Origin of the sequence: Fundidesulfovibrio soli (assembly GCF_022808695.1) — a bacterium.
Classification (GTDB): Bacteria; Desulfobacterota; Desulfovibrionia; order Desulfovibrionales; family Desulfovibrionaceae; genus Fundidesulfovibrio; species Fundidesulfovibrio soli.
The window spans coordinates 19,161-40,289 of the sequence record NZ_JAKZKW010000006.1; the positions used below are offsets into that span (position 1 = coordinate 19,161).

Consider the following 21,129-nt stretch of genomic DNA (forward strand, 5'->3'; position numbering starts at 1 on the left):
CGGCGAGGTGCTGAGTGCTTGAGAGGCATGTGGAATGGTTCAAGGGGTACGTATCGGAGTTCCATACCGGTATCCCCGAGGATGATGAACATATCGACCTGAAGCTGGAGCATTCGCTGGGCGTGCTGGAGGAGGCGCGGGCCATCACGCCCACGCTGGGCCTGCCCGCACGCCTGGAGGAAGCCTGCCTGCTCGGCGCCCTCTACCACGACACCGGGCGCTTTCCCCAATACAGAACCTACAAGACCTTCCGCGACCCCGACTCCGACAACCACGCCTTCCTTGGGGTGCGCGCCCTGCGCGGCCAGGGACACATCCGGGCGCTGGACGCCGATGTGCGGGCGCTGGTGCTCGGGGCCGTGGTGCTGCACAACCGCAGGGCCATCCCCCGGGGGGCCGGTCCCGAGCTTGCCGCCGTGACCCGCCTCGTGCGCGACAGCGACAAGCTCGACATCGTGCGCATCATGCTCGAATACCTGCAGCCCGGGGGCAAACGCTCCGAGGTGGTCGTCCTGAACGTGCGGAACGAACCCGAGCGCTACACTCAGGCCATCGTGGACCAGATCAGGGCCGGGTCCATCGGCGATTACGGGCTCATGCGCTACGAGAACGACTTCACCCTCCTGCTGCTCAGCTGGGTCTTCGACCTCACCAGCCGGGCCGCGCGGCGGGCCTTCCTGGAACGGGGGCATGTGGAGAGCCTTTTCGCCATCCTTCCGCGCGACCCCCAGTTGACGCATTTGAAAGACGGGATTTATAGTCACCTCAGTCGGTAGTGTTTTTTCCAACAGTCCATCAATACAGCGGAGTCCCAGGTGCCGGAAAAGGTCTCTTCCCCCGTCAGGTTGGACGTCGTGATCACCGTCACCGGGGTGGAGGATCACGCACGCCGCGACAGGCAATGCCTCAAGCAGCTCAAGGCCGCGCTCATCGAGCATTTCGCCTCCGGTTCGGAGGCCATCGATTTCCTGGGCACGCAAAGCGCCGACCTGGTGGTGCTTGATTCCCAGCTTGCGGACATGGAAGGGCTCAAGTTCCTCAAACTCATGCGCCTGAACATGGACCTGCGCGACACCCCGGTGATCATGGTCACGCAGGAGGGGCAGAAGGACAAGGTGCTGGAGGCCATCGCCGCCGGGGTGGACGGCTACGTGCTGCGCCCCTACACGGCGGACACCTTCCAGAACCACATGCTGCGCGCCCTCAAGGTGGACCGCCTGGCGGACATCGAGCAGTCCCAGTTGCAGGAGGGCAAGCGGCTCCTGGCGGCGGGCAAGTTCGACGAGGCCATCGAGGCCTTCGAGGAGCTCGTCTCCGAGGAGAACCAGGCCCAGAAGTACTACGACATGGGGTGCAAGTACCTCATCCGTCAGAAGTACGGCCAGGCCATCATCGCCTTCAAGAAGGCCGTGAAGATCAACGAGCTGTTCGCCGAAGCCTACAAGGGCCTGGCCGAGGCCTACAGGGGCAAGGGCGATCTGGACGGCTACAAGTCCTACTTGCAGAAGGCCGCAGAGACCTTCGCCCAGTTCAACCGGCTGGAGGAGACCAAGGAGCTGTTCATCGAGGTGCTCAAGTACGACGCCGACAGCCCCAACCCCTTCAACACCCTGGGCGTCAAGCTGCGCAAGGCCGGGGACCTGCCCGGGGCGCTGCACGCCTACCGCCAGGCCCTGGAGCTGACCCCCGACGACGAGAACATCCATTTCAACATGGCCAAGGCCATGTTCTTCATGGGCGACCCCAAGGGCGCGCAGGAGGCTATCCTCAAGGCGCTGTGGATCAACCCCAACTTCACGGAAGGCCGCAAGCTGCACCTGAAGCTCTTCTCCCGCGAGTTCAAGCCGCCCAAGGGCGCGGGGATGAAGGGCGGCGCGCCGTCAAGCGGCACGCTGGACAGCGTGCAGGATATCTGATCCCCCGCCCCGGGTCAGGCCGGGGCGGTTCCCCGTGATTCTACCGCCCCATCAGGCTGTCGAACCACACCTTCTGGTCGTACACTCCGTACAGGAACGTGCCGCGATGGTCGGCACCGTCACCGGCATAAACGGCCTCGGCGGCCGCCCCGCCCAGGGCGCGCGCGTACTCCACCGGCAACGTTGCGATGGAGGGCGGCATGACCTCATCCGCCTTCCCGAAGTAATAGCGGCTGGGGGTGGCGTAGCGCCAGCGGTAGGCCTGGTTGTCCTGAAGCTGCCTGAAGAAGGGGCTCGCGGCCATCGAGCTGGCCGCCGCGAACTCCGGCTGCAGAAGGTCCGCCACGGTGGCGGGCAGCAGCTTGGCGGCCTCCTCCCAGCCGATCCTGTTCTCGTAAAAATCGTTCGCCGCTTGCCAATACTGCGGTTTTATGGCCGTACGGCTCAGGCCGCTCATCCCGTAATAACGCTCGTAGGAGTTGATGAACAAGGCGGGCAGCGCGACGAGGTAGCTCGCGTCCAGCGCGGTGGGATTGTTTATCCATCTGGTCATCAGCATGTACAGGTCGTTGGGGGTGCTCGCCGTGGCGGCGGCCTTCACGGGAATGCCCAGGCTCTCAAGCCTGTGGCGGAAAACCATGGTGCTCCACGCCCCCTGGGACCAGCCGCTCAGGAACAGGTCGCCCTGTTCGATCCGCAAGGCGCGGCACACCACCCTGGACGCAAACAACATGTCCAGGCAGGCCTGCGCGGTGGCATCCTTGACCATGTAGCTGTCAGGCTCTTCGGAGAGCCCCTTGCCGATGTAATCAGCCCCGATCACGACATAGCCGTCCCCGGCGAAACGGGCCACCATCAGCCGCGTCTCCGTCGATTCCTCCGGGTTGGATGGGACCGCCGTCCCGGAGAACACCGTACCGTGCTGATACGAGAGGACCGGCAGCGTCCTCTTCGCCACCCGGGGGACGGCGATCAAGCCTGAAGCCCTGGTGGGGCGGTTGTTCTGCTCGGGTATCACTGTGTCGTAGCTGATCCGGTACAGGTCAACGCCGTTCTTCGCGGCGGGATAAGCGGTCTTGAACGAGCTGAATTCCGACAGTTCCTTGCTCATGATCCGATTCAACCGTTCGACGGTGTAGGACCCGATGCGCTCGTAACGCACTCCGGCGCAGGCCGCTCCGGGGTCTGCGGCCATGGCGGGGAGCGACAACGCGATCATGGCCACTGCGGCGAGAATCGAAATCCTGTTCATGTGAAATCACACAACTCCTGCTTGTTGAGGTCTGATCCGCGGGCGCGGCTCCTAGAACTCCTTCGCCATCTCCCTCGCCTTCGCGATAGCCCGATTCCGGCTTTCTCCAGCCACAGCATCCGAAGCCAGCGTGGACTCCACCCGCACCGATCTGATGTCCTTGAGCCCGATGTAGCCCAGGATCAGCTCCAGGTAAGGCCTCTGGTGGTCCAGCGCGGCGGCCGCCGTGCCCGCCGGGTACTGCCCGCCGCTGGCGTAGGCCACGAACACCGGCTTGTCCGGGATGAGCCCGCGCACCCCGTCCCCGTCCGCCTCGAAGCTCAGGCCCGGCTGCACGATCAGGTCGATGTAGTGCTTGAGCCGGTAGGGCAGGCTGAAGTTCCACATGGGCACGGCCATGACCAGCCCGGTGCACATCTTGAGTTCCTCCACCATGCGCCGCACCGCCTCCCAGGCCCGGAACTGCTCCGGGTCGTGGGTCAGTCCGTGCAGCACGTTGTACTTGGCCTGCAGGGTAGGGCCGTCGAAGGCCGGGAGATCGTCCTCGAAGAGGTTGCGTGTCCTGATGATGATCTCGGGGTCGCGCTCGGCCAGGGCTTCCAGAAAGGCGTCGGCCACGGCGATGGAATGGGAGCGGGGGCCACGGGGTGAGGCCTTGATGTAGAGAATGGTGGACATGGGGGCTCCTTGCGGCGTTGCAACCGGGTATGATGAAGGGCCACGCCGCGAGCATAGTCCGTTGAGAGCGAAAATGGCAAGACGGGCGCGAGGAAAGCGCCCAGGCGGATCAATCCTCCAGCAGAGACCCGAACTCGCTGCGCTTGAGCGCCATGCGCTGGAAATACTCCCGCAGCTCGGGCTTCTGGGGCAGGATCTCGTGCTTCTGCAAGTAGGCCAGGAAGGCCAGGACTTCCCTGAAGTTGGGGTCAAGTTCCAGGCAGATGCGAAGCTCCGTGAAGGCCATCTCCGTGTCGCCCTTCTCGAACCAGGCCCGCGCGATGTTCAGGCGCAGGTGCTCGTCGTCGTCGCAGAGCTCGCGGGCGCGGTGGTAGAAGGCCAGGGCCTCGTCGAAGAGGCCGCGTTTGCGCAGGGCGATGCCGAAATCGTTGAACAGGTGCTTGTGCTCCGCGCTGAAGCTTTCGTCCAGGCGCACCAGCTTCTCGAAGGCGTAGCGACCCTTTTCCAGCTGATTGAGCGCAAGATAGGCCAGGCCAAGGCCGAAGTTGCCGCGGATGTTCTCCTCGTCCACACGGAGCACCTTCTGGTACTCGATCTTGGCCTCAACGTTCATGCCCTGGTTGCGGTAGTAGTCGCCCATGAGCACGCGCTGCGTGAGCAGCCTGTAGCCCAGGTCCGGCTCCAGGGTGAAATCCCGCAGGAATTCGTCCTTGGGAACCTGGATCTTGCGCTGCGTGGGCAGCTGATGCTCATCGAGCAGCTGGATGGTCACCACGCCGGGCACGCTCTCGCGCGCGAACCAGAAATGCTTGGCCACGGCCGGGTCGGGCTCCTGCCCGGGCAGCGCAGCGGAGGAGAACACGCCCTTGAGCTTGGGCTGGGCCGTGTCCGGCCCGATATCGAGGGTGTCGGTGCCGTTCATGGATTGATGAGCACGACCACGCGGCGGTTGCGGGCCTGGTTTTCGGGGATGGGCTGCCCCTGCGGGGTGTCGTTGGCGGCCACGGGGCGGGTGTCGGCATAGCCGGTCACGTGGATGCGCTCCTTGGGCACGCCCCGGTCGATGAGGTGCCGCGCCACGCGGGATGCCCGGGCCGCCGAGAGCTCCCAGTTGGAGGGATAAACGAAGGACTGGATGGGCAGGTTGTCCGTGTGTCCCTCCACGGTGACGGCGTAGGGCGTGCCGCGCAGCGAGGCGGCGATGGAGTCGAGATAGGGGATGGAGGCGGCGGTCAGGTCCGCGCTGGCCTTGTCGAACAGCACCGCGCCCTTGAGGGTGATGGCGAAGCCGCCCTCGCGCTGCTCGATCTGCACCCCGGCGGGGTCCTGGGCGAAGCGCAGGCCCAGCTCGTTGCGCACCTCGTCGATGGACTTGCCGGGCTTGGGCTGCCCGGTCTGCGCGGGCGGGTTCAGGCCTCCGGCCGGGACCTTGCTGTCATAGACCTGCGGGGGCAGGGCGGGGGGCACCACGGGGTAGAGCTGACCGCCCAGGTTGATGTCCTGCTTGACGGCCACGCCCTGGGGCAGGGCCGAACGCTTGGCCTTCTCGGCCTTCAGGGAGTCTTCCAGGGCGCTGGCCACCTTCTTGTAGCGGTCCTGGTCCAGCTGGGAGACCGAGAGCATGAGCACGAAGAAGCAGAGCAGCAGGGTGAGCAGGTCCGCCAGGGAGATGAACCAGGTACCCTCGTCCTCGTCCTTCTGGCGGCCGCGCAGTTTGCTGAGGTTGAGCATGTGCGTAGCCTAGGGGCGCTTGCCGATGGAGGCCCAGCGTCTGGGGGGCAGGTAGGCCTTGAGCTTGTCGTACACGATGGCCGCGGGGGTCTTGTCCTTGATGAAGAGCACGCCGTCTCGGATCACGCACATGAGCAGCACGCGCTCCTCGATGCGTTTTTCCACCTTCACCGCGATGGGCAGGAAGATCAGGTTGGAGAGCAGGATGCCGTAGAGCGTGGTGGTCAGGGCCACGGCCATGTGCTGGCCCAGGGTGGAGAGCCCGCCACCGCCCATGACCTGCATGAGCCCGATGAAGCCGATGAGCGTGCCGATGAGCCCGTAAGCCGGGGAGAGCTTGGCCATGGTGCGGTAGATTCCCGCCGAGGAGATCTCCTGCTGGTAGGTCTGCTCGATGCGCGTCTCCAGGATTTCCTTGATCTCCTCGCGGGAGTAGCCGTCCACGAGCATCTGGATGGCGTTCTGCAGGAACTCGTTCTCGATGCCGGGCAGGGCGCTCTCCAGGTGGACCTTGCCGCGCGCCGAGGCCTCGCGGGCGATGTGGACGATGGCCTCGATGTAGTTGCCGATGGGCAGCTCCTCGCGCTTGAGGGCCGTGAGGAAGATGCTCAACACCCGGGTGACTTCCTTGAGCGGGAAGCAGATGAAGGTGGAGGCCAGGGTGCCGCCCAGCACGATGGCCAGGCCCGGAAAGTTGATGAAGACGCGGACGGAGTCCGTGGCGAAGAACGTGGCCGTCCCCAGGATGATGATGCCCGCCGTGAAGCCGATGACTGTGGCTATGTTCACCCGTTAAGCCCCTTCATGTTCTTGATGAGCGCCAGGAGTTCGTCCTCGATGTCCGAGGCCTCGTCGGGGTCCACCGCGCCCAGGCGTCCGATCTCCTCGGTGACCACGGCCGCGATTTTCTTGGAGAGGTTGGCCATGATCTTCTGCCGGGCTTCGGGCCCGGCCAGGGAGGCCAGCACGGAAACCTTGTAGAACCCCAGCTGGGAGAGCGCCTCGCCCAAGGTGGCGTTGTCCACGGCCACGATGTCCTGCACGGTGGCCAGATCTTCGGTTTTGAGGCGGGGGCGCTTGGCGCGCTGGAAGTATTCGCCGCCCACCTGCTCCGCGTAATCCATGATGGAGCGTTTGTGGAAGAAGAAGGAGGTGGGGGGCATCTCTCCGTAGGAAATCTTTTTCAGGATTGTTTCCGGTTGAGCCTGCACCAGGGCGGCGAAGTCGTCAAGGTCGATGAACTCCAGGTCGCAGGCGGCATCGTCCTGGTTGTCCTTGGCCAGGTTGCGCGTAACGCTGGCGAAACGGTCCAGGTCGGGCACGGAGAGAAGTCGCTCGCGCACGAACTCGCCGGTCTTCTTCCTGGTGCCCAGCAGCGGGTCCTGCCGGTAGTGGGAGCCCTTGACGTCGGTGATGTCCACCACGTGCAGCTTGGCAAGCTTCTCCAGGATGTCGTCGATCTCCACCTGGGAGATGAGCAGGATGTCCTTGATGGTGCGGGAGAGCTCCACCGTGGAGAGCTGCGCGGCCTCGGCCTTGACCCCGGGCTTTGCCGCGGGCCTGGGCAGGCCCTTCCAGGCCAGCTGGATGATGTTGCAGACCGAGGAGAAGGTGTTGGAGCAGCTGCGCTCCGTCACGCGGGCGTTGAGGGCCCGGATGCGCTCCACGAGATAGGTGGTGATGATCTGCACGGGGCGGGGGCACTTGAGCAGCAGGGTGTGCAGGAGGTTCTGGTCCAGCACGATGACTTCGGTGTACTCCAGCGCTTCGGCCGAGGCGGTGCGCTTCTCTTCGCTGATCACGCCCATCTCGCCGAAAATCTGGCCCGGGCGCATGATGCCCAGGGTGATGCGCTTGTTGCCCGAGAGGCGGTAGACGCCCACCGCGCCCTGCTTGATGATGTAGGCTTCGTTGCTGGACTGGCCCTCCTTGTAGATGACCTGACCCTTGTGGAAACTCTTGGTCTTGTCTCCCACTTCGGGCGTCCTTGTTTCGGATTTCCGCTCCACTGCGCGCCTCCGGCGTTCTGGTCGATGCGTATGGGGTCTGTGTGAGGCCGGCGGCCCGCTTCGCGGGTCGCAAGCGCCGGGGAGCTGTGCGCTCCAGGATTCGGCACACACGACAGAATAGCTGCAACGCGTCCAGAATTCAAGACAATGGGGCTCCGGCGAAAATATTTACTAAGACGTGACATGCGGGTAGAATCACCGCAGGAGCGCGAAATGCCGAAACCGACCTGTCACGACGTATCCGTCCTGAGAATCACCCCGCACGGCCCGGAAGGCCTGAGCCACGGGCTGTGGCTCATCGAACTGGAAAATCCCGGCTGGCAGACCGTACGCCCCGGGCAGTTCGCCATGCTCAGGCCCACGGCCTGGGGCTTTGAACCGCTCTGGGCCAGGCCTTTCTCCATCTGCCGGGCCACTCCGGAGCGGCTGGCGTTCCTGATCCAGGCGGTGGGGCGCGGCACCAGGCTGCTCACCGGGCTCAGGCAGGGCGACACCGTGACTGTCTGGGGTCCCCTGGGCCACGCCTTCAACACGGAGCCGGGCGTGCGCACCCTGATGCTGGCCGGAGGCGTGGGCATCGCCCCCTTCGTGGAGTACACCGCCGCCCACCCGACCCCCTCGGCCCTGAGCCTGCTCTTCGGGCACAGGCCCCCGCTTTCCTGCTACCCCTATGAAGACATCACCCGGCTTGTGACCGCCTCCGCCTTCAGGGAGACCTCCCCGCAGGACATCCCCCTGTTCGTGGCCCGCATCGAGGAGGCCATGGCCGACCACGCCGGCGGTCTGGCCCTGGCCTGCGGCCCCACGCCGTTCCTGCGCACGGTGCAGAAGGCCGCGCTGAAGCTCGGCGTGCGCTGCCAGCTCTCGCTTGAGAACCGCATGGCCTGCGGCATCGGGGCCTGCCTCGGCTGCGTGGCCACCGACACCGAAGGGCGCCACGTCCAGAGCTGCACGCGCGGGCCTGTCTTCTGGGCCAACGAAATTACCCTCTAGGAAGCAATCATGGACCAAAGCGTCAGTCTGGCCGGTTTGAACCTCAAGAACCCGGTGATGACCGCCTCAGGCACCTTCGGTTACGGCCTGGAGTTCACCCCGTATGGCGACCTCACCGCCCTGGGCGGTATCGTGGTCAAGGGCCTCTCCCTCAAGCCGCGCGAGGGCAACCCCATGCCGCGCATCGCCGAGACTCCGTCCGGGATGCTCAACGCCATCGGGCTCCAGAACTGCGGGGTGGAGCGCTTCCTGAGCGACAAGCTGCCCAGGCTGCCCTGGAAAGAGACCCCCATCCTGGCCAACCTCTACGCCTGCGACCCCGAAGAGTTCGGGCGGCTGGCCGAGTTGCTTGCCGCCGAGGAGGGCGTGGCCGCGCTGGAGGTGAACATCTCCTGCCCCAACGTGAAGGAGGGCGGCGTGCTCTTCGGGCAGGACCCCGCCCAGGCCGCCAAAGTCACCGAGGCGGTCAAGAAGCGCTGCGGCACCAAGCCGGTGATGGTCAAGCTCTCGCCCAACGTGGCGGACATAGTGGCCATCGCCAGGGCCGTGGAGGCCGCCGGGGCCGACAGCCTCTCGCTCATCAACACGCTCACCGGCATGGCCGTGGACGTGCGCACCCGCAAACCCCGCCTGGCCAACGTGGTGGGCGGCCTCTCCGGCCCCGCCGTGAAGCCCGTGGCCCTGCGCTGCGTCTGGCAGGTGAGCCGGGCGGTGAACATCCCGGTGGTGGGCATGGGGGGGATCAGCTCGGCCATGGACGTGCTGGAGTTCATCATGGTGGGGGCGCACGCCGTCCAGGTGGGCACCGCCAATTTCACCCGCCCCGACTTCGCTTTCAGGCTCGTGGAGGATTTGCCCAAGGTGGCCGCCAGCATGGGCGTCACCAGTTGGGAGAGTTTCAGAGGGAGCCTGGATGTGGGCTGAAGAGCCGCCCCGTAGTCAATCCGCCCGGGCATCGGGCTTCGGGCAGGGGCTGGCCGCCGTGGGGCTGGCCGCCCTGTGCGCCGTGCTGTGGGCCACCCTGGCCGCCTTTCCGGGGCTCCTCCGGGCCCAGGGGACGGGGGCGCCCTTGCGCGTATGCATCGTGCACAGCTACCACCCCGGCTACAGCTGGACCCAGGAGATCAACAAGGGCGTTTACGAAGCCCTGGGCGGGCTCAACGTCAGCTATTCGGTCCTCTACCTTGACGCCAAGCGCCAGCACGAGCTGCAGCGCCTCCAACTGGCCGGGCGGGATATGGCCCGGACCATTGCGGAGATGGAGCCCGATGCCGTGGTGGCCGCGGACGACGCCGTGCAGGAATACGTGATTTCGCCCCACCTCAAGGGCGGCATCACCCCCCAGGTGATTTTCTGCGGCGTCAACGGTCCGCCGGATCGCTACGGCTACCCGGCGGCAAACGTGTCCGGCGTGAGGGAGCGTTTCCATTTCCGTGAGGGCGTGGCACTTGCCAAGCGCATCCTGCCTCAGGCCGCCAACATCGCCTACCTGTTCGACGCCTCCGAGACCTCCCTGTTCCTGCGGCAGGACATGGCCCGGGACGTGGCCGAGGGAGGCCCCTTCGCGCTGACGCAGCAGTCGCTCAACTGCGCCGTCACCTTCCAGCAGTGGCAGCGCAGGGTGCTGGATCTGCAATCCCAGGCCGACGTGCTTGGCATGGCCCTCTATCACAGTCTCAAGGACGAGCAGACCGGCGAGGCGGTCCCCGCGGCGGAAGTGGCTGAATGGACCCGCACGGTCAACACCAAGCCCACCCTGGGATTCGCGGATTTCTCCGTGGACCACCATGTGCTTTGTGGAGTACTTGAGTCGGGCTTCGAGCAGGGCTTCCTGGCCGGGCAGATGGTCAGGGAGGTGCTGGTCGGGCGCATCGCGGCCGGGGCGCTCCCCATGCGCGTCAACGAGTCCGGGATGGTGATGGTCAACCTCAAAACCGCCGAGAACCTGGGGCTGGACATCCCCTATGACGTTATCGAAGCGGCTTCCGTCGTCGTGCATTGAGGCCGGCACGGGTCACCCAGGCGTGAAAGGCATGCACATGGCTTGGCAACGCGGGACATACGGTACGCTCCGGGCCGGCGAATCGGCCGGGCGCCAGGCCGTCCCCGGCCAGGGGGCGCGTGAATGACCATCAATCCCGCCCGGCCGTACCTCGTCCCCATCCTGTTTCTGGTTTTTCTGGGGATGCTCCTCACCACCGCCATTTCCTACTTCCACACCAAGCAGACCGCCGAGGACATGGCCGTGGGCCAGATGACCCAAGCGCTGGACTCTCTCAACCGGGATGTCTCGGGCAAGGTCCAGTCGTTGCGGGGCAACCTGGCTCTGTGGTCCCAGGAGGACGTTTTCCGGCTGGCTTTGTCCGACACGTACCTGGGCCGCTCCGCGCGCCAGGCCGCCGAAAAGCGCCTGGCCGGGCGCCTGGTGCACGCCTATTATGACCGGGCCATACTGGCCAGGCCCGACGGGCTGGTGGTGGCCTCGTCCGACCCGGCGGGGATGGCGTCGGTGAAGGTGTTGGAGCGCGATTACTTCAAGCGCTCCTTGAAGAACGAGGTGGTCACCTCCACGGTCCTGAAGAGTTATTACACGGGCAAGCCCGTGATGGTTGTCTCCAGCCCGGTTCAGGGGCAGGACAAGCAAGCTGCGGGCGTCCTGGCCCTCGTGGTGGACATCGGCAGGATATCCCACGAAATCCTGGACAGCATCCGCATCGGCAAGAGCGGCGGAGCCTACCTGCTCGACGATGCCAACCAACTGCTGGGCGTGCCCTCCTGGAGCCGCTCCGGGCAGTTCCATCCCGGGGAGGAGGCGGCCCGCAAGCTGCGCGCCGCCAACGGAACGGCCGTGGTGCGTTATCAGAACGCGCAGACGGAGCGCATGGCCGTGGCCACCATCAACCCCGACACGGACTGGGTGCTGGTGGTTGAGGCCGACGCGGACGAACTCCTGCGCCCCGCCTCCCGGCTGGCGGCCGTCAACGCCCTGGTCTCCCTGTGCGTTCTCGCGCTGGTTGCCGTGGCGCTCTACGCGCTCAGGAACGCCATCGCCCGGCTGCGCTTCTCCGAGGGCAGGTACAGGGCGCTCACCGAAACCACCCCGGTGGGCATCGCCACCTTCGATGCGGCCGGAAGGCCGGACTACCTCAACGAGCGCGCCCAGCAGATCTTCGAACTGGCCCCCACCGAAGAGAATTCCAGGCCAAAGAACTGGACGGAGCTCTTCGAGGACAAGGAGGGCGCGTCGCTGAGCCTCTCCGAGTTGCCTCCCGGGCAGGCCCTGGCCACCCAGAGGCCCGTGCTGGGAATGAACGTGTGGTTCCGCCTGGGCTCGGGCAACCGCAAGGCCCTGATGTTTAACGCGGCGCCTTTGCTGGGCGAGAACGGGCAGGTCACCGGGGTGGTGGCCGCCTTCGAGGACATCACCGAGCGCTCCCGCATCCAGGAGATCATGGTCCAGACCGAGAAGATGATGTCCGTGGGCGGCCTGGCCGCCGGCATGGCCCATGAGATCAACAACCCCCTGGCCTCCATCCTGCAGGCCCTGCAGGTGATCACCCGCAGGATGGACCCGGCGCAGCCTGCCAACATCAGGGTGGCCCAGGAGGCAGGTCTAGATCTGGAGGCCCTGCGCGCCTACATGCGCCTGAGGGGGCTCGACCAGTTCCTGGAGGGCATTCGCGAGGGCGGAGTGCGCGCCTCCAGGATCGTGAGCAACATGCTGGGGTTCGCCCGCAAGTCGGGCAGGGACTATGCCGTCTGCGACCCGGGCGACCTGCTGGAGAAGGCGCTGGAGCTGGCCGGGGGCGACTACGACCTCAAGAAGCATTACGACTTCCGGCACGTCAGGATCGTGCGGGACTTCAGCACCTACATGCCCAAGGTCGAATGCCAGCCCATGGAGATCGAACAGGTCTTCTTCAACATCATCAAGAACGCGGCCCAGGCCATGAAGTCCAAGGATTATTCACCGCCCCGGACCGCTCCCGCGCGTGAAGGACGCAAGGGCCTGCCCGCGCCGGAGGGGGCGCCACAGGAATTGGAGAACGACGCGCTCCCGGCAGTGTCCCTGGCCTCGCCCCTGCTGACCCTGCGCACCCAGCCGGAGAAGAACGCGGCCCTGGTGATCATCGAGGACAACGGCCCAGGCATGAGCGAGGAGGTGCGCCGCCGCATCTTCGAGCCGTTCTACACCACCAAGTCCATCGGCGAAGGCACCGGGCTGGGGCTTTCAGTGGCCTATTTCATCGTGGTGGAGAACCACAAGGGCAGCATCGACGTGGAGACCACGCCCGGCCAGGGCACCCGCTTCCTGATCCGCCTCCCGTATCGCCGGGGGCTGTAGGGCCGCTTTCCGGCTCACCGGTCCGGCTCGCCGCCCGGGCGCGGATTGTTCATCCTTCACTTTCACTTCTTGGGGGCCGGAAAGCGGCCATGCTGCCGGCCGTGGAGCGGGGCTCAGGCCAGGCGCGGGTCGCGGGCGATGGTCTCGGCCAGCTTGCGCATGGCCGTGGGGAAGGCCAGGGCCTCAAGCTTCGGCAGGGGCAGCCAGCGGTAGGCGCTGGCCGCCGTGAGCACGGGCTCGGGCGGCGCGGCCCCCTCGGGGAAGCCCGTCAGGTAGGCGTGCATGGTCACCCTGTAGCGGGTGTAGGAATGCTTGATCACCGCCAGCTTGCCCAGGCTGCGCACCTCGAAGCCGGTCTCCTCCCGCACTTCGCGCAGGGCCGCCTGTTCGGGCTCCTCCCCGGGCTCTATCTGACCGCCGGGGAACTCCCACAATCCGCCCCAAACGCCGCCGGGCAGGCGCTTCTGCACGTAGATCAGCCCTTGGTGCAGGATCACCGCCGTGGCCATGGCGATGGGCACTGCGGGCTTGCCGGGGGGCAGGGCCGGGCGCAGGTCCACGGTGTCGGCGGCCAGGGCGCTGCAGATGGAGGCCAGCGGGCAGCGCGGGCAGTCCGGGTCGCGCGGGGTGCAGACCAGCGCGCCCAGTTCCATGAGCGCTTGGTTGAAGTCCCGGGCCTGGCCCTGCGGAATCAGCGAGAGGGCCAGCCCGGCGAAGCGCCTGCGTCCCACGGGCTCCTTGGGGGAGAGGGCGATGTCGAACACGCGGGCCAGCACGCGCTCCACGTTGGCGTCCACTGCGGCCACGTCCTGCTTGTAGGCGATGGAGAGCACCGCCCCGGTGGTGTAGGCCCCGACGCCGGGCAGGGCGGCCAGCTCGGAGGCGGAGGAGGGCACCGCGCCGCCGTGGCGCTCCACGATGGCCCTGGCGGCCTTGAGCAGGTTGCGGGCGCGGCCGTAGTAGCCCAGGCCCTCCCAGAGCCGCAGCACCTCCTCCTCGCTGGCCCGGGCCAGGCTGAACACGTCCGGGAAGCGGGCCAGGAAGCGGTTGAAATACTCCACGGCCCGGTCCATCTGGGTCTGCTGGAGCATGACCTCCGAGAGCCAGACCTGATAGGGGTCGTAGCCGTCGCGCCAGGGAAGGGGGCGTTTGGCCTGCCGGAACCAGTCCAGCAGGAGGGAAGAAAAGCGGGATGCGTCAGGCATGTTCGTTTCCAATTCGGGCGGGCTGGGCTATAGCATAGGGCAAGGACGCCGTCGATAGAAGGAGAGGCCATGCCGAGACCGACCGTCGCCATCGCTCTGTGCCTGCTGCTGCAGGCCGCCTCAGCACTGTTCAGCCCGCAGTCCGCCCCCGCGCAGGACAAGCCTTGGCTGCCCCCGGACCTCGCCCCCTGGGCCGGCTGGACGCTCTACGGGCAGGACGCCGCCCAGTGCCCGCCCCAGTCCCAGGACCCGGCCCAGCGGCAATGCGCGTATCCCACCCGGCTGCGACTGGCCGTGGCGGCGGACGGCGCATCCTTCAAGCAGAACTTCAGGGTTTTCGCCCCCCAGACCGTGCCCCTGCCGTGGGCGCAGGGCCTCTGGCCCACCGCCGTGACCCTGGGCGGCAAACCCGCCGCCGTGGTGGACATGAACGGCAGGCCCGGGCTGAGGCTCCAGCCCGGCGAATGGCAGGTGGAGGGGCAGCTGCCCTGGAAGCGCAGGCCGCAGGCCGTGCGGATCGCCGCGCAGACCGGGCTGATCGAGCTGACCGTGGACGGCAAGTCCATCGAGAACCCCCGCCTGACCCCCGACGGAGCGCTGGACGTCTCCGGCGCGGACACTGGCCGGGCCCAGACCGACGCGCTGGGCGTGACGGTCACGCGCCTGCTGCGCGACGGCCAGCCCATGACGCTCACCACCATGGCCCGCCTTGAGGTCTCAGGGCGCTCCCGGACCATGACCCTGGACGGGCTGCTGCTGCCCGGCTCCGAGCCGCTGGGCGTCAATTCGCCCATCCCCGTGGGCTTCGGGCCGGACGGCCGGGTGCTGGTGCAGGCCGGGGCGGGCAGGTACGATGTGGAGATCACCAGCCGCCTGCCCGGCGGGATAATGTCCGTGGGGCCGGTGGCGGCTCCTTTCGGGCGGGAGACCTGGGCCTTCCAGGCCGACAAGGCCCTGCGGGAGGTGAAGCTCTCCGGGCCGCCCTCCACAGACCCCCAGACCGCTGACCTGCCCCAGGACTGGAAGCGTTTCCCGGCCTACGTGCTGGAAAAGGGGGCCACCCTGGCCTTGCAGCTGGTACGGCGCGGGGAATCCCTGCCGCCGGGGGACGACCTGAAGGTAGGGCGCGAACTCTGGCTCGATTTCGACGGCAAGGGCCTTACCGCCCAGGACACCATCTCGGGGCCGCTGCGCCGCTCGCCCGTGCTGGCCATGCGCGAGCCCGGCGAGCTGGGGCGGGTGAGCTCTGGCGGGCGGGACCTGCCCGTGGTGCTGCTCGGGCCGGAGAAGCGGCGCGGCGTGGAGCTGCGCCAGTCCCCCCTGGCGGTCACGGCCGAGGCCCGCTACCCGGACGCTTCCACCGCCATCCCGGCCACGGGCTGGGAGGCGGGCGTCTCCTCCCTGTCGGCGGTGCTGCACCTACCGCCGGGCTGGACCCTGCTGGACGCCTCCGGGCCGGACGCCCTGAGCGAATCCTGGGCCGGGCGCTGGAACCTGCTGGACATCTTCATCACTCTGCTGGCCGCGCTCGGGGCCTGGAAGCTGCGCGGAGTTGCCGCCGGGGCGGCGGTGCTGGCCTTCCTGGTTCTGGCCCAGCACGAACCCGGCGCGCCCGTGGACACCTGGCTCGTGCTGCTGGCGGTGCTGGGCGTGTCGCGAGCCTTCGAATCAAGCTCCAAGGCCGGGGACTGGCCCCGCGTGGCCGGGGCGTTGCGCATCCTGCGGGCGGGCGCCATGCTTGCGCTGTGCCTCGCCGCCCTGGCCTTCGCGGCGGACCAGATTCGCACCGGGCTGCATCCGCAGTTCACACCTTCCTTTTTTTCCCCAGGACCAGCTTCAGTGAAGAGGGTGGAGATGTCGCCCATGCAGGCAATGGATCAGGCGGATGCCCCGGAAGCATCCGCCGTGCCCAAACCGCAGACTGCGCCGCCCGCGCTCCCGTCTGGGTCTGTGGAGAGACTGGCCAAGGAAAAGCTTCCCCGAACCCAGGCTGAAGGCGGGGCGGTCTTCCTCGGGTCTGACCCCTCCAGCCTGGTGCAGACCGGCCCAGGCATCCCCGCCTGGAAGTGGCACAGTGTCCGCCTGACCTGGAACGGCCCTGTGGACGCCAATCAAACCCTGCGCCTGATGCTCATGCCGCCCGCGGGCAATACGGCCCTCTGCTTCGTCCGGGTCGCGCTGCTGCTGGCGGGCATCTGGCTGGTGGCCGGGGGCATGATCGGCTCCACCCTGCGCGCTGGCAAGGCCCTGGCGGCCGTGCTGGCCTGTCTCGCCGCACTGGCCTCGGCCGGGACGTCCCTGGCCGGGCAGGTTCCGCCCAAGGAGGTGCTGGACGAGCTGCGCACGCGCCTGCTGGCCCCTGCCGAGTGCTTCCCCACCTGCGCGGGCGTATCCTCCATGGCGGTAACTCTTGACGCCAAGGGGCTCACCCTCACGCTGGAGGCCGGTGCGGCCACGCAGCTGGCCATGCCCCTGCCCGTGGTCAGCGGCTGGCGGCCCGCGTCCGTGAATGCGGACGGCAAGCCCGTCCCCCTGTACGCCACCGAGGCCGGGCTCTGGGCGCTGCTGGACGAGGGCGCGCACAAGGTCGTCATGAGCGGCCCCGTCCCGGCGGACGTGGCGGTAACGATCTCCGCGCCGCTCCAGCCCAGAACCTGCCGTGTTGAGGCCCCGGGCTGGGCCGTGCTGGGCATCGACCAGGACGGCGTGTTCCAGGGCTCCCTGCGCCTCACGCGCCAAGGTGAGGCGGGGCGGAAGGAGCAGGCCTCGCTCACGCCCGTGTACCCGCCGTTCCTGGAGGTCCGGCGCACGCTGGAGCTCGGGCTCTCCTGGCAGGCGCGGACCACCGTGCGGCGCATGACCCCGGCGGACCAGCCCGTGCTGGTCCATGTGGGGCTCATGCCTGGCGAATCCGTGCTGGAGGGCGGCGTGCCCGTGGAGAAGGGCAAGGCCGTTGTCTCCCTGGCGGCCGGGCGGCAGGAGCTTTCCTGGCGCTCCCGCCTGAACATATCCCCCGAATTGACCCTCGAAGCCCCGGCGGACGCACCCTGGGTGGAGACCTGGCGGCTGAAGGCCTCCCCGGTGTGGGACGTGACCCTCTCCGGAATCCCGGTCACGGCCAGCCTGGATGACTCCGGGGCCTGGAGCCCCATGTGGCGGCCCTGGCCCGGCGAGAAGGCCTCCATCAAGCTCACGAGGCCGGAGGCCGCACCCGGCGAGAGCCTGACTATCGACCGCGCCCGCCTGCGCTCCGCCTTGGGCGCGCGGCAGGACGAGGTGCGCCTGAACCTGCGCCTGCGCTCCTCCCTTGGGGGGCGGCACACCCTCACGCTGCCCGCCGACGCGCAGCTCACCGGGTTGCAGATCGGTGGGCAGCCCGCGCCCTGGTCCTCGGACAAGCCCGGCGAAGTGGGCATCGCCCTCTCGCCCGGGGTGCAGGAAGTCACGGTGAACTGGCGGCAGCCCAGGGACGGCTTCTTCGCCGGGGCCAGCCCCTCCGTTGACGTGGGGCACCCGGCGGTGAACGCCGAGGTCACCCTCGACCTGCCTCGGGACCGCTGGGTGCTCTGGGTCTCCGGGGCCACGCCCATGGGCCCGGCCGTGGTGTTCTGGGGCACGCTGTGCGTGGTGCTGATCGTGGCGGCGCTGTTCTCCCGCCTGCCGTGGACGCCGCTCGGCTTCGTGCAGTGGATGCTCTTGGGGCTGGGTCTGGTGCAGCCCGGAGGCATCGTGGCCCTGGGCGCGGCGGCCTGGCTCGTGGCCCTGGGCCTGCGCCGGGTCTACCAGGTGCGCGAGGGCTGGTTCGCCTTCAATGCGGTGCAGGTGCTGCTGGTCTGCCTGGTGCTGGCCGGTCTGAGCTGCCTGTTCGAGGCAGTGCGCGACGGTCTGCTGGGCGCGGCGGTGGGCATGGTGCAGGGCAACGGCTCCAACCCGCACCACCTGGTCTGGCTGTTCGACCGCACGCCCTCGGCCCTACCCGTGGCCAAGGTCTGGTCCGTCTCCGTGTGGTGGTACCGTGCGCTGATGCTGGCCTGGTCCCTGTGGCTGGCCTTCTCCTTGGTGGGCTGGCTGCGCTGGGCCTGGGACTGCTTCTGTACCGGCGGCGCCTGGCGCAAGCCCGATCTCAAGCTCAAGCCTTTGAAGCCCCTTGCGCCTTCCAAGGGTGGCAAGTCGGAAGCGCCCGACGCTGCCGTCGAAACAGGGCAGGGCGGTCAGGAAGGGCAGGCCGTTCCCACGGAAGAAGGCGGGAAGGGCGGGGGAGCGTAGCCCCGCGCTGTCCCTCACCTTATCAACAAAAACGGGCCGGTGGAGCATCGCTCCACCGGCCCTCATTCTCTTCACTCGTTCTGGCGTCTACTTGGCCTTGCCCTGGCTGGCCACGGCCTCGATCTGCCGGGCGATCTCGTCAGGGTCGCCAAGGTAGTAATGCTTGACGGGCTTGAGGGCCTCGTCCAGCTCGTACACCAGGGGCACCCCGGTGGGAATGTTCAGCTTGGGGATTGCCTCGTCGGCCACGCCGTCCAGGTATTTCACCAGGGCCCGCAGCGAATTGCCGTGCGCCGCGATGAGCACGCGCTTGCCTGCCAGCACCTGCGGGGCCACGACCTCGTGCCAGTAGGGCAGCACGCGGGCCACAGTATCTTTGAGGCACTCCACGCCGGGCAGCTCGTCCGGGGTGAGGGCGGCGTAGCGCGGGTCGAAGCGCGGGTGGCGCGGGTCGTCCTGCTCCAGCGCCGGGGGCCGCACGTCGTAGCTGCGCCGCCAGATGAAGACCTGCTCCTCGCCGAACTTCTCGGCCATCTCGGTTTTATTGAGGCCCTGCAAGGCCCCGTAGTGGCGTTCGTTGAGCCTCCAGGACTTGTGCACAGGCAGCCACATCAGGTCCATGGCTTCCAGGACGATGTCCAGGGTCTTCACCGCGCGCTTGAGGTAGGACGTATAGCACACGTCGAACCCCAGCCCCGCATCCAGGAGCGCCTTGGCCCCGGCGGCGGCTTCGGCCTCCCCCAGGGGGGAGAGGGGCACGTCCGTCCAGCCGGTGAAGCGGTTTTCGAGGTTCCACTGGCTCTGGCCGTGGCGCACGAGCACGAGCTTGAACATGGCTGCCTCCTTGCGGACTTTTCACCCGAGAAACCAGGCTAGGTGCGATCCGAAAAAAAGCCAAGCCCTCACATATGGCAACTATGCTTCGGACCTGGCTTTTTTCTCAATCGTACCGGCCTGTGTCCAGGCGGGCCGCTGACTTGGATTCCGTGGGCGGCTAGGACTTCTTGCAGCCGCCTTCGGGCTCCAGGCCTTCTAACATGCGGATGGCGCAAAAGGAACCGCACATGGCGCATTCCTTTTCCTTATGGAAGTCCTTGCGGCGCTTGGCCAGGGTGTGGGGGTCCAGGGCGTTGGCGGCCATGGCATCCCAGTCCAGGGCGGCGCGGGCCTTGGAGATGGCCAGGTCGCGCTCCACGGCCCAGGGGCGGCCCAGGGCGGTCTCGGCGCTCTGCGCGGCGATCAGGCTGGCCTTCACGCCGTCCCAGACGTCCTCGGGTCCGGGCAGGGTCACGTGCTCGGCCGGGGTCAGGTAGCAGAGGAAGTCGGCGCCGAAGTAGGCGGCCTGCGCGCCGCCGATGGCGCCGGCGATGTGGTCGTACCCTGCGGCCGCGTCGGTGGTCAGGGGCCCGAGCACGTAGAGGGGGGCGTTGTTGGTCAGGCGCTTGATGCCCTGGATCTGGCTCTGCACCAGGTGCAGGGGCACGTGGCCGGGGCCTTCGATCATGGCCTGCACGCCGTACTCCAGGGCCTGGCGGGCCAGGTCGCCCAGCACGGAGACTTCCTCCCACTGGGCGGCGTCGCCAGCGTCCGCGCCCGCGCCGGGGCGCAGGCCGTCGCCCAGGCTGATGGTCACGTTGTGCTTGAGGCAGATCTTGAGCAGCTCGTCATAGTGCTCGAGCATGGGGTTTTCCTTGCCGTGGCGCTTCATCCAGCGCGCCAGCAGGGAGCCGCCGCGCGAGACGATGCCCAGGACGCGCCTGCCGTCGGAGCCCAGGCGGGCGGCCTTGGCCGTGACGCCGCAGTGCAGGGTCATGAAGTCCACGCCCTGTTCGGCTTCCTTCTCGATTTCCTCCAAGAGCTCGGCCGTGCTGAAGTCGCTGGGGTCCTCGCCGCGGGCCACGTAGGGCTGGGCCACGGAGTAGAGCGGCACGGTGCCCAGGGGCAGGGGGGATTCCGCCAGGATGCGCACGCGCACCTCGTCCAGGTCGCCCGCGGTGGAGAGGTCCATCACGGTGTGCGCGCCGGCCTTCTCGGCCAGGCGCAGCTTCTGCAGCTCCATCTCCACGTTGTTGATCATGGGGGAGGTGCCGATGTTGGCGTTTACCTTGACCCGGCCGGGTTGACCGATCAGGGTGACGGACACATTCTTATGGGCGGGGTTGCCCAGCAGGACCATGGTGCCGCCGTCCAGCCCGGAGCGCATCTGCTCGACGCTTACGTGCTCGTGGGTGGCCAGGGATGGCCCGTGCATTTTCAAATAGCTGGAAACGATACTATTTTTTTGGGTCAGAGACATATTGGGTGATCCTTAAGGTGGGGGTAGTGACGTGACGTGCGCCATTGCCTACCACGACAACATCGCGTGGAAAAGGGGCTGATTGCGCTTGCCAAGTGGCATGACAGGGTGTATAGAGCCCCTCTTCGATTAGATCAAGGAGCTTCTGATGAAGAGCGACATCCATCCCAAGACGTTCAAGGCCAAGGTCGTGTGCAACTGCGGCTATCAGTCCGAAGTGCTTTCCACCAAGGGTGAGACGGTTTCCGTGGAAATCTGTTCCAACTGCCACCCCTTCTACACCGGTAAGCAGCGCCTGATCGACACCGCCGGTCGCATCGACCGTTTCCGTAAGAAATACGCCAAGTTCGAAGAGAAGACGGCCTAGGCCAGCAAGCACGAAGCGGCGCCTGGTGCGCCGCTTTTTCTTTCCAGTATGCCCATGCCCAATGCGCTTGG

Annotated in this window: 17 protein-coding genes; 8 read left to right on the top strand and 9 right to left on the bottom strand. The window is 67.2% G+C overall.

Annotated elements, in window-relative coordinates:
- Positions 1–29 precede the first annotated feature (29 nt).
- Together MLE18_RS07820 and MLE18_RS07825 are read left to right on the top strand one after the other, a co-directional pair.
- Complete coding sequence (locus tag MLE18_RS07820; protein ID WP_243438234.1) at positions 30–776, top strand: HD domain-containing protein; 747 nt, start codon at positions 30–32, stop codon at positions 774–776.
- 39 nt (positions 777–815) lie between these two features.
- A complete protein-coding gene (locus tag MLE18_RS07825) occupies positions 816–1,916 on the top strand; it encodes a tetratricopeptide repeat protein (RefSeq protein ID WP_243438235.1) in 1,101 nt (366 codons plus the stop codon).
- 40 nt (positions 1,917–1,956) lie between these two features.
- On the opposite strand, the gene MLE18_RS07830 is transcribed toward MLE18_RS07825, so the two are convergent.
- The 6 genes from MLE18_RS07830 to MLE18_RS18100 form a co-directional block, all read right to left on the bottom strand.
- Positions 1,957–3,168, bottom strand: coding sequence for a hypothetical protein (locus MLE18_RS07830; RefSeq protein ID WP_243438236.1), 1,212 nt, complete (start codon positions 3,166–3,168; stop codon positions 1,957–1,959).
- A gap of 51 nt (positions 3,169–3,219) precedes the next feature.
- A complete protein-coding gene (locus tag MLE18_RS07835; RefSeq protein ID WP_243438237.1) occupies positions 3,220–3,846 on the bottom strand; it encodes an FMN-dependent NADH-azoreductase in 627 nt (208 codons plus the stop codon).
- A gap of 109 nt (positions 3,847–3,955) precedes the next feature.
- The gene (locus tag MLE18_RS07840; protein WP_243438238.1) at positions 3,956–4,768 is read right to left on the bottom strand and encodes a tetratricopeptide repeat protein; all 813 of its coding nucleotides are present in this window, start codon (positions 4,766–4,768) and stop codon (positions 3,956–3,958) included.
- Positions 4,765–5,577 carry an OmpA family protein gene (locus MLE18_RS07845; protein WP_243438239.1) on the bottom strand — a complete coding sequence of 271 codons (813 nt, stop codon included), beginning with the start codon at positions 5,575–5,577 and terminating at the stop codon, positions 4,765–4,767. Before MLE18_RS07845 ends, MLE18_RS07840 begins: the two co-directional genes overlap by 4 nt.
- Before the next feature lie 9 nt (positions 5,578–5,586).
- Positions 5,587–6,366 carry a motility protein A gene (locus MLE18_RS07850; protein ID WP_243438240.1) on the bottom strand — a complete coding sequence of 260 codons (780 nt, stop codon included), beginning with the start codon at positions 6,364–6,366 and terminating at the stop codon, positions 5,587–5,589.
- Positions 6,363–7,586 (bottom strand): cyclic nucleotide-binding domain-containing protein, encoded by a 1,224-nt coding sequence (locus MLE18_RS18100; protein WP_243438241.1) that lies wholly within the window; start codon positions 7,584–7,586, stop codon positions 6,363–6,365. Before MLE18_RS18100 ends, MLE18_RS07850 begins: the two co-directional genes overlap by 4 nt.
- A gap of 213 nt (positions 7,587–7,799) precedes the next feature.
- Between MLE18_RS18100 and MLE18_RS07860 the strand changes: the two genes are divergently transcribed.
- The 4 genes from MLE18_RS07860 (at position 7,800) to MLE18_RS07875 (ending at position 12,924) form a co-directional block, all read left to right on the top strand.
- On the top strand, positions 7,800–8,579 hold the full coding sequence (locus MLE18_RS07860) for an iron-sulfur cluster-binding protein (RefSeq protein ID WP_243438242.1): 780 nt from the start codon (positions 7,800–7,802) through the stop codon (positions 8,577–8,579).
- Between the two features lie 9 nt (positions 8,580–8,588).
- Positions 8,589–9,503, top strand: coding sequence for a dihydroorotate dehydrogenase (locus MLE18_RS07865; protein WP_243438243.1), 915 nt, complete (start codon positions 8,589–8,591; stop codon positions 9,501–9,503).
- Positions 9,493–10,581, top strand: coding sequence for an ABC transporter substrate-binding protein (locus MLE18_RS07870; RefSeq protein ID WP_243438244.1), 1,089 nt, complete (start codon positions 9,493–9,495; stop codon positions 10,579–10,581). The genes MLE18_RS07865 and MLE18_RS07870 overlap by 11 nt, the downstream gene beginning before the upstream one ends.
- Positions 10,582–10,704: 123 nt before the next feature.
- Positions 10,705–12,924 (top strand): sensor histidine kinase, encoded by a 2,220-nt coding sequence (locus MLE18_RS07875; RefSeq protein ID WP_243438245.1) that lies wholly within the window; start codon positions 10,705–10,707, stop codon positions 12,922–12,924.
- 113 nt (positions 12,925–13,037) lie between these two features.
- On the opposite strand, the gene mutY is transcribed toward MLE18_RS07875, so the two are convergent.
- Positions 13,038–14,129: an A/G-specific adenine glycosylase gene (gene mutY, locus MLE18_RS07885; RefSeq protein ID WP_272881546.1), complete on the bottom strand. Its 1,092-nt coding sequence runs from the start codon at positions 14,127–14,129 to the stop codon at positions 13,038–13,040.
- Positions 14,130–14,198: 69 nt separating this feature from the next.
- Here mutY and MLE18_RS07890 point away from each other — a divergent pair, with 69 nt between their 5' ends.
- Positions 14,199–18,395, top strand: a complete 4,197-nt coding sequence (locus MLE18_RS07890) for a hypothetical protein (RefSeq protein ID WP_243438246.1) — start codon at positions 14,199–14,201, stop codon at positions 18,393–18,395.
- Between the two features lie 87 nt (positions 18,396–18,482).
- Here the strand turns inward: MLE18_RS07890 and gpmA are convergent, their stop codons facing one another.
- Both gpmA and thiC read right to left on the bottom strand, forming a co-directional pair.
- Positions 18,483–19,229 (bottom strand): 2,3-diphosphoglycerate-dependent phosphoglycerate mutase, encoded by a 747-nt coding sequence (gene gpmA / locus MLE18_RS07895; RefSeq protein WP_243438247.1) that lies wholly within the window; start codon positions 19,227–19,229, stop codon positions 18,483–18,485.
- A gap of 160 nt (positions 19,230–19,389) precedes the next feature.
- Complete coding sequence (gene thiC / locus MLE18_RS07900; RefSeq protein ID WP_243438248.1) at positions 19,390–20,691, bottom strand: phosphomethylpyrimidine synthase ThiC; 1,302 nt, start codon at positions 20,689–20,691, stop codon at positions 19,390–19,392.
- A gap of 148 nt (positions 20,692–20,839) precedes the next feature.
- Between thiC and rpmE the strand changes: the two genes are divergently transcribed.
- On the top strand, positions 20,840–21,058 hold the full coding sequence (gene rpmE, locus MLE18_RS07905; RefSeq protein WP_243313246.1) for a 50S ribosomal protein L31: 219 nt from the start codon (positions 20,840–20,842) through the stop codon (positions 21,056–21,058).
- Positions 21,059–21,129: the final 71 nt, after the last annotated feature.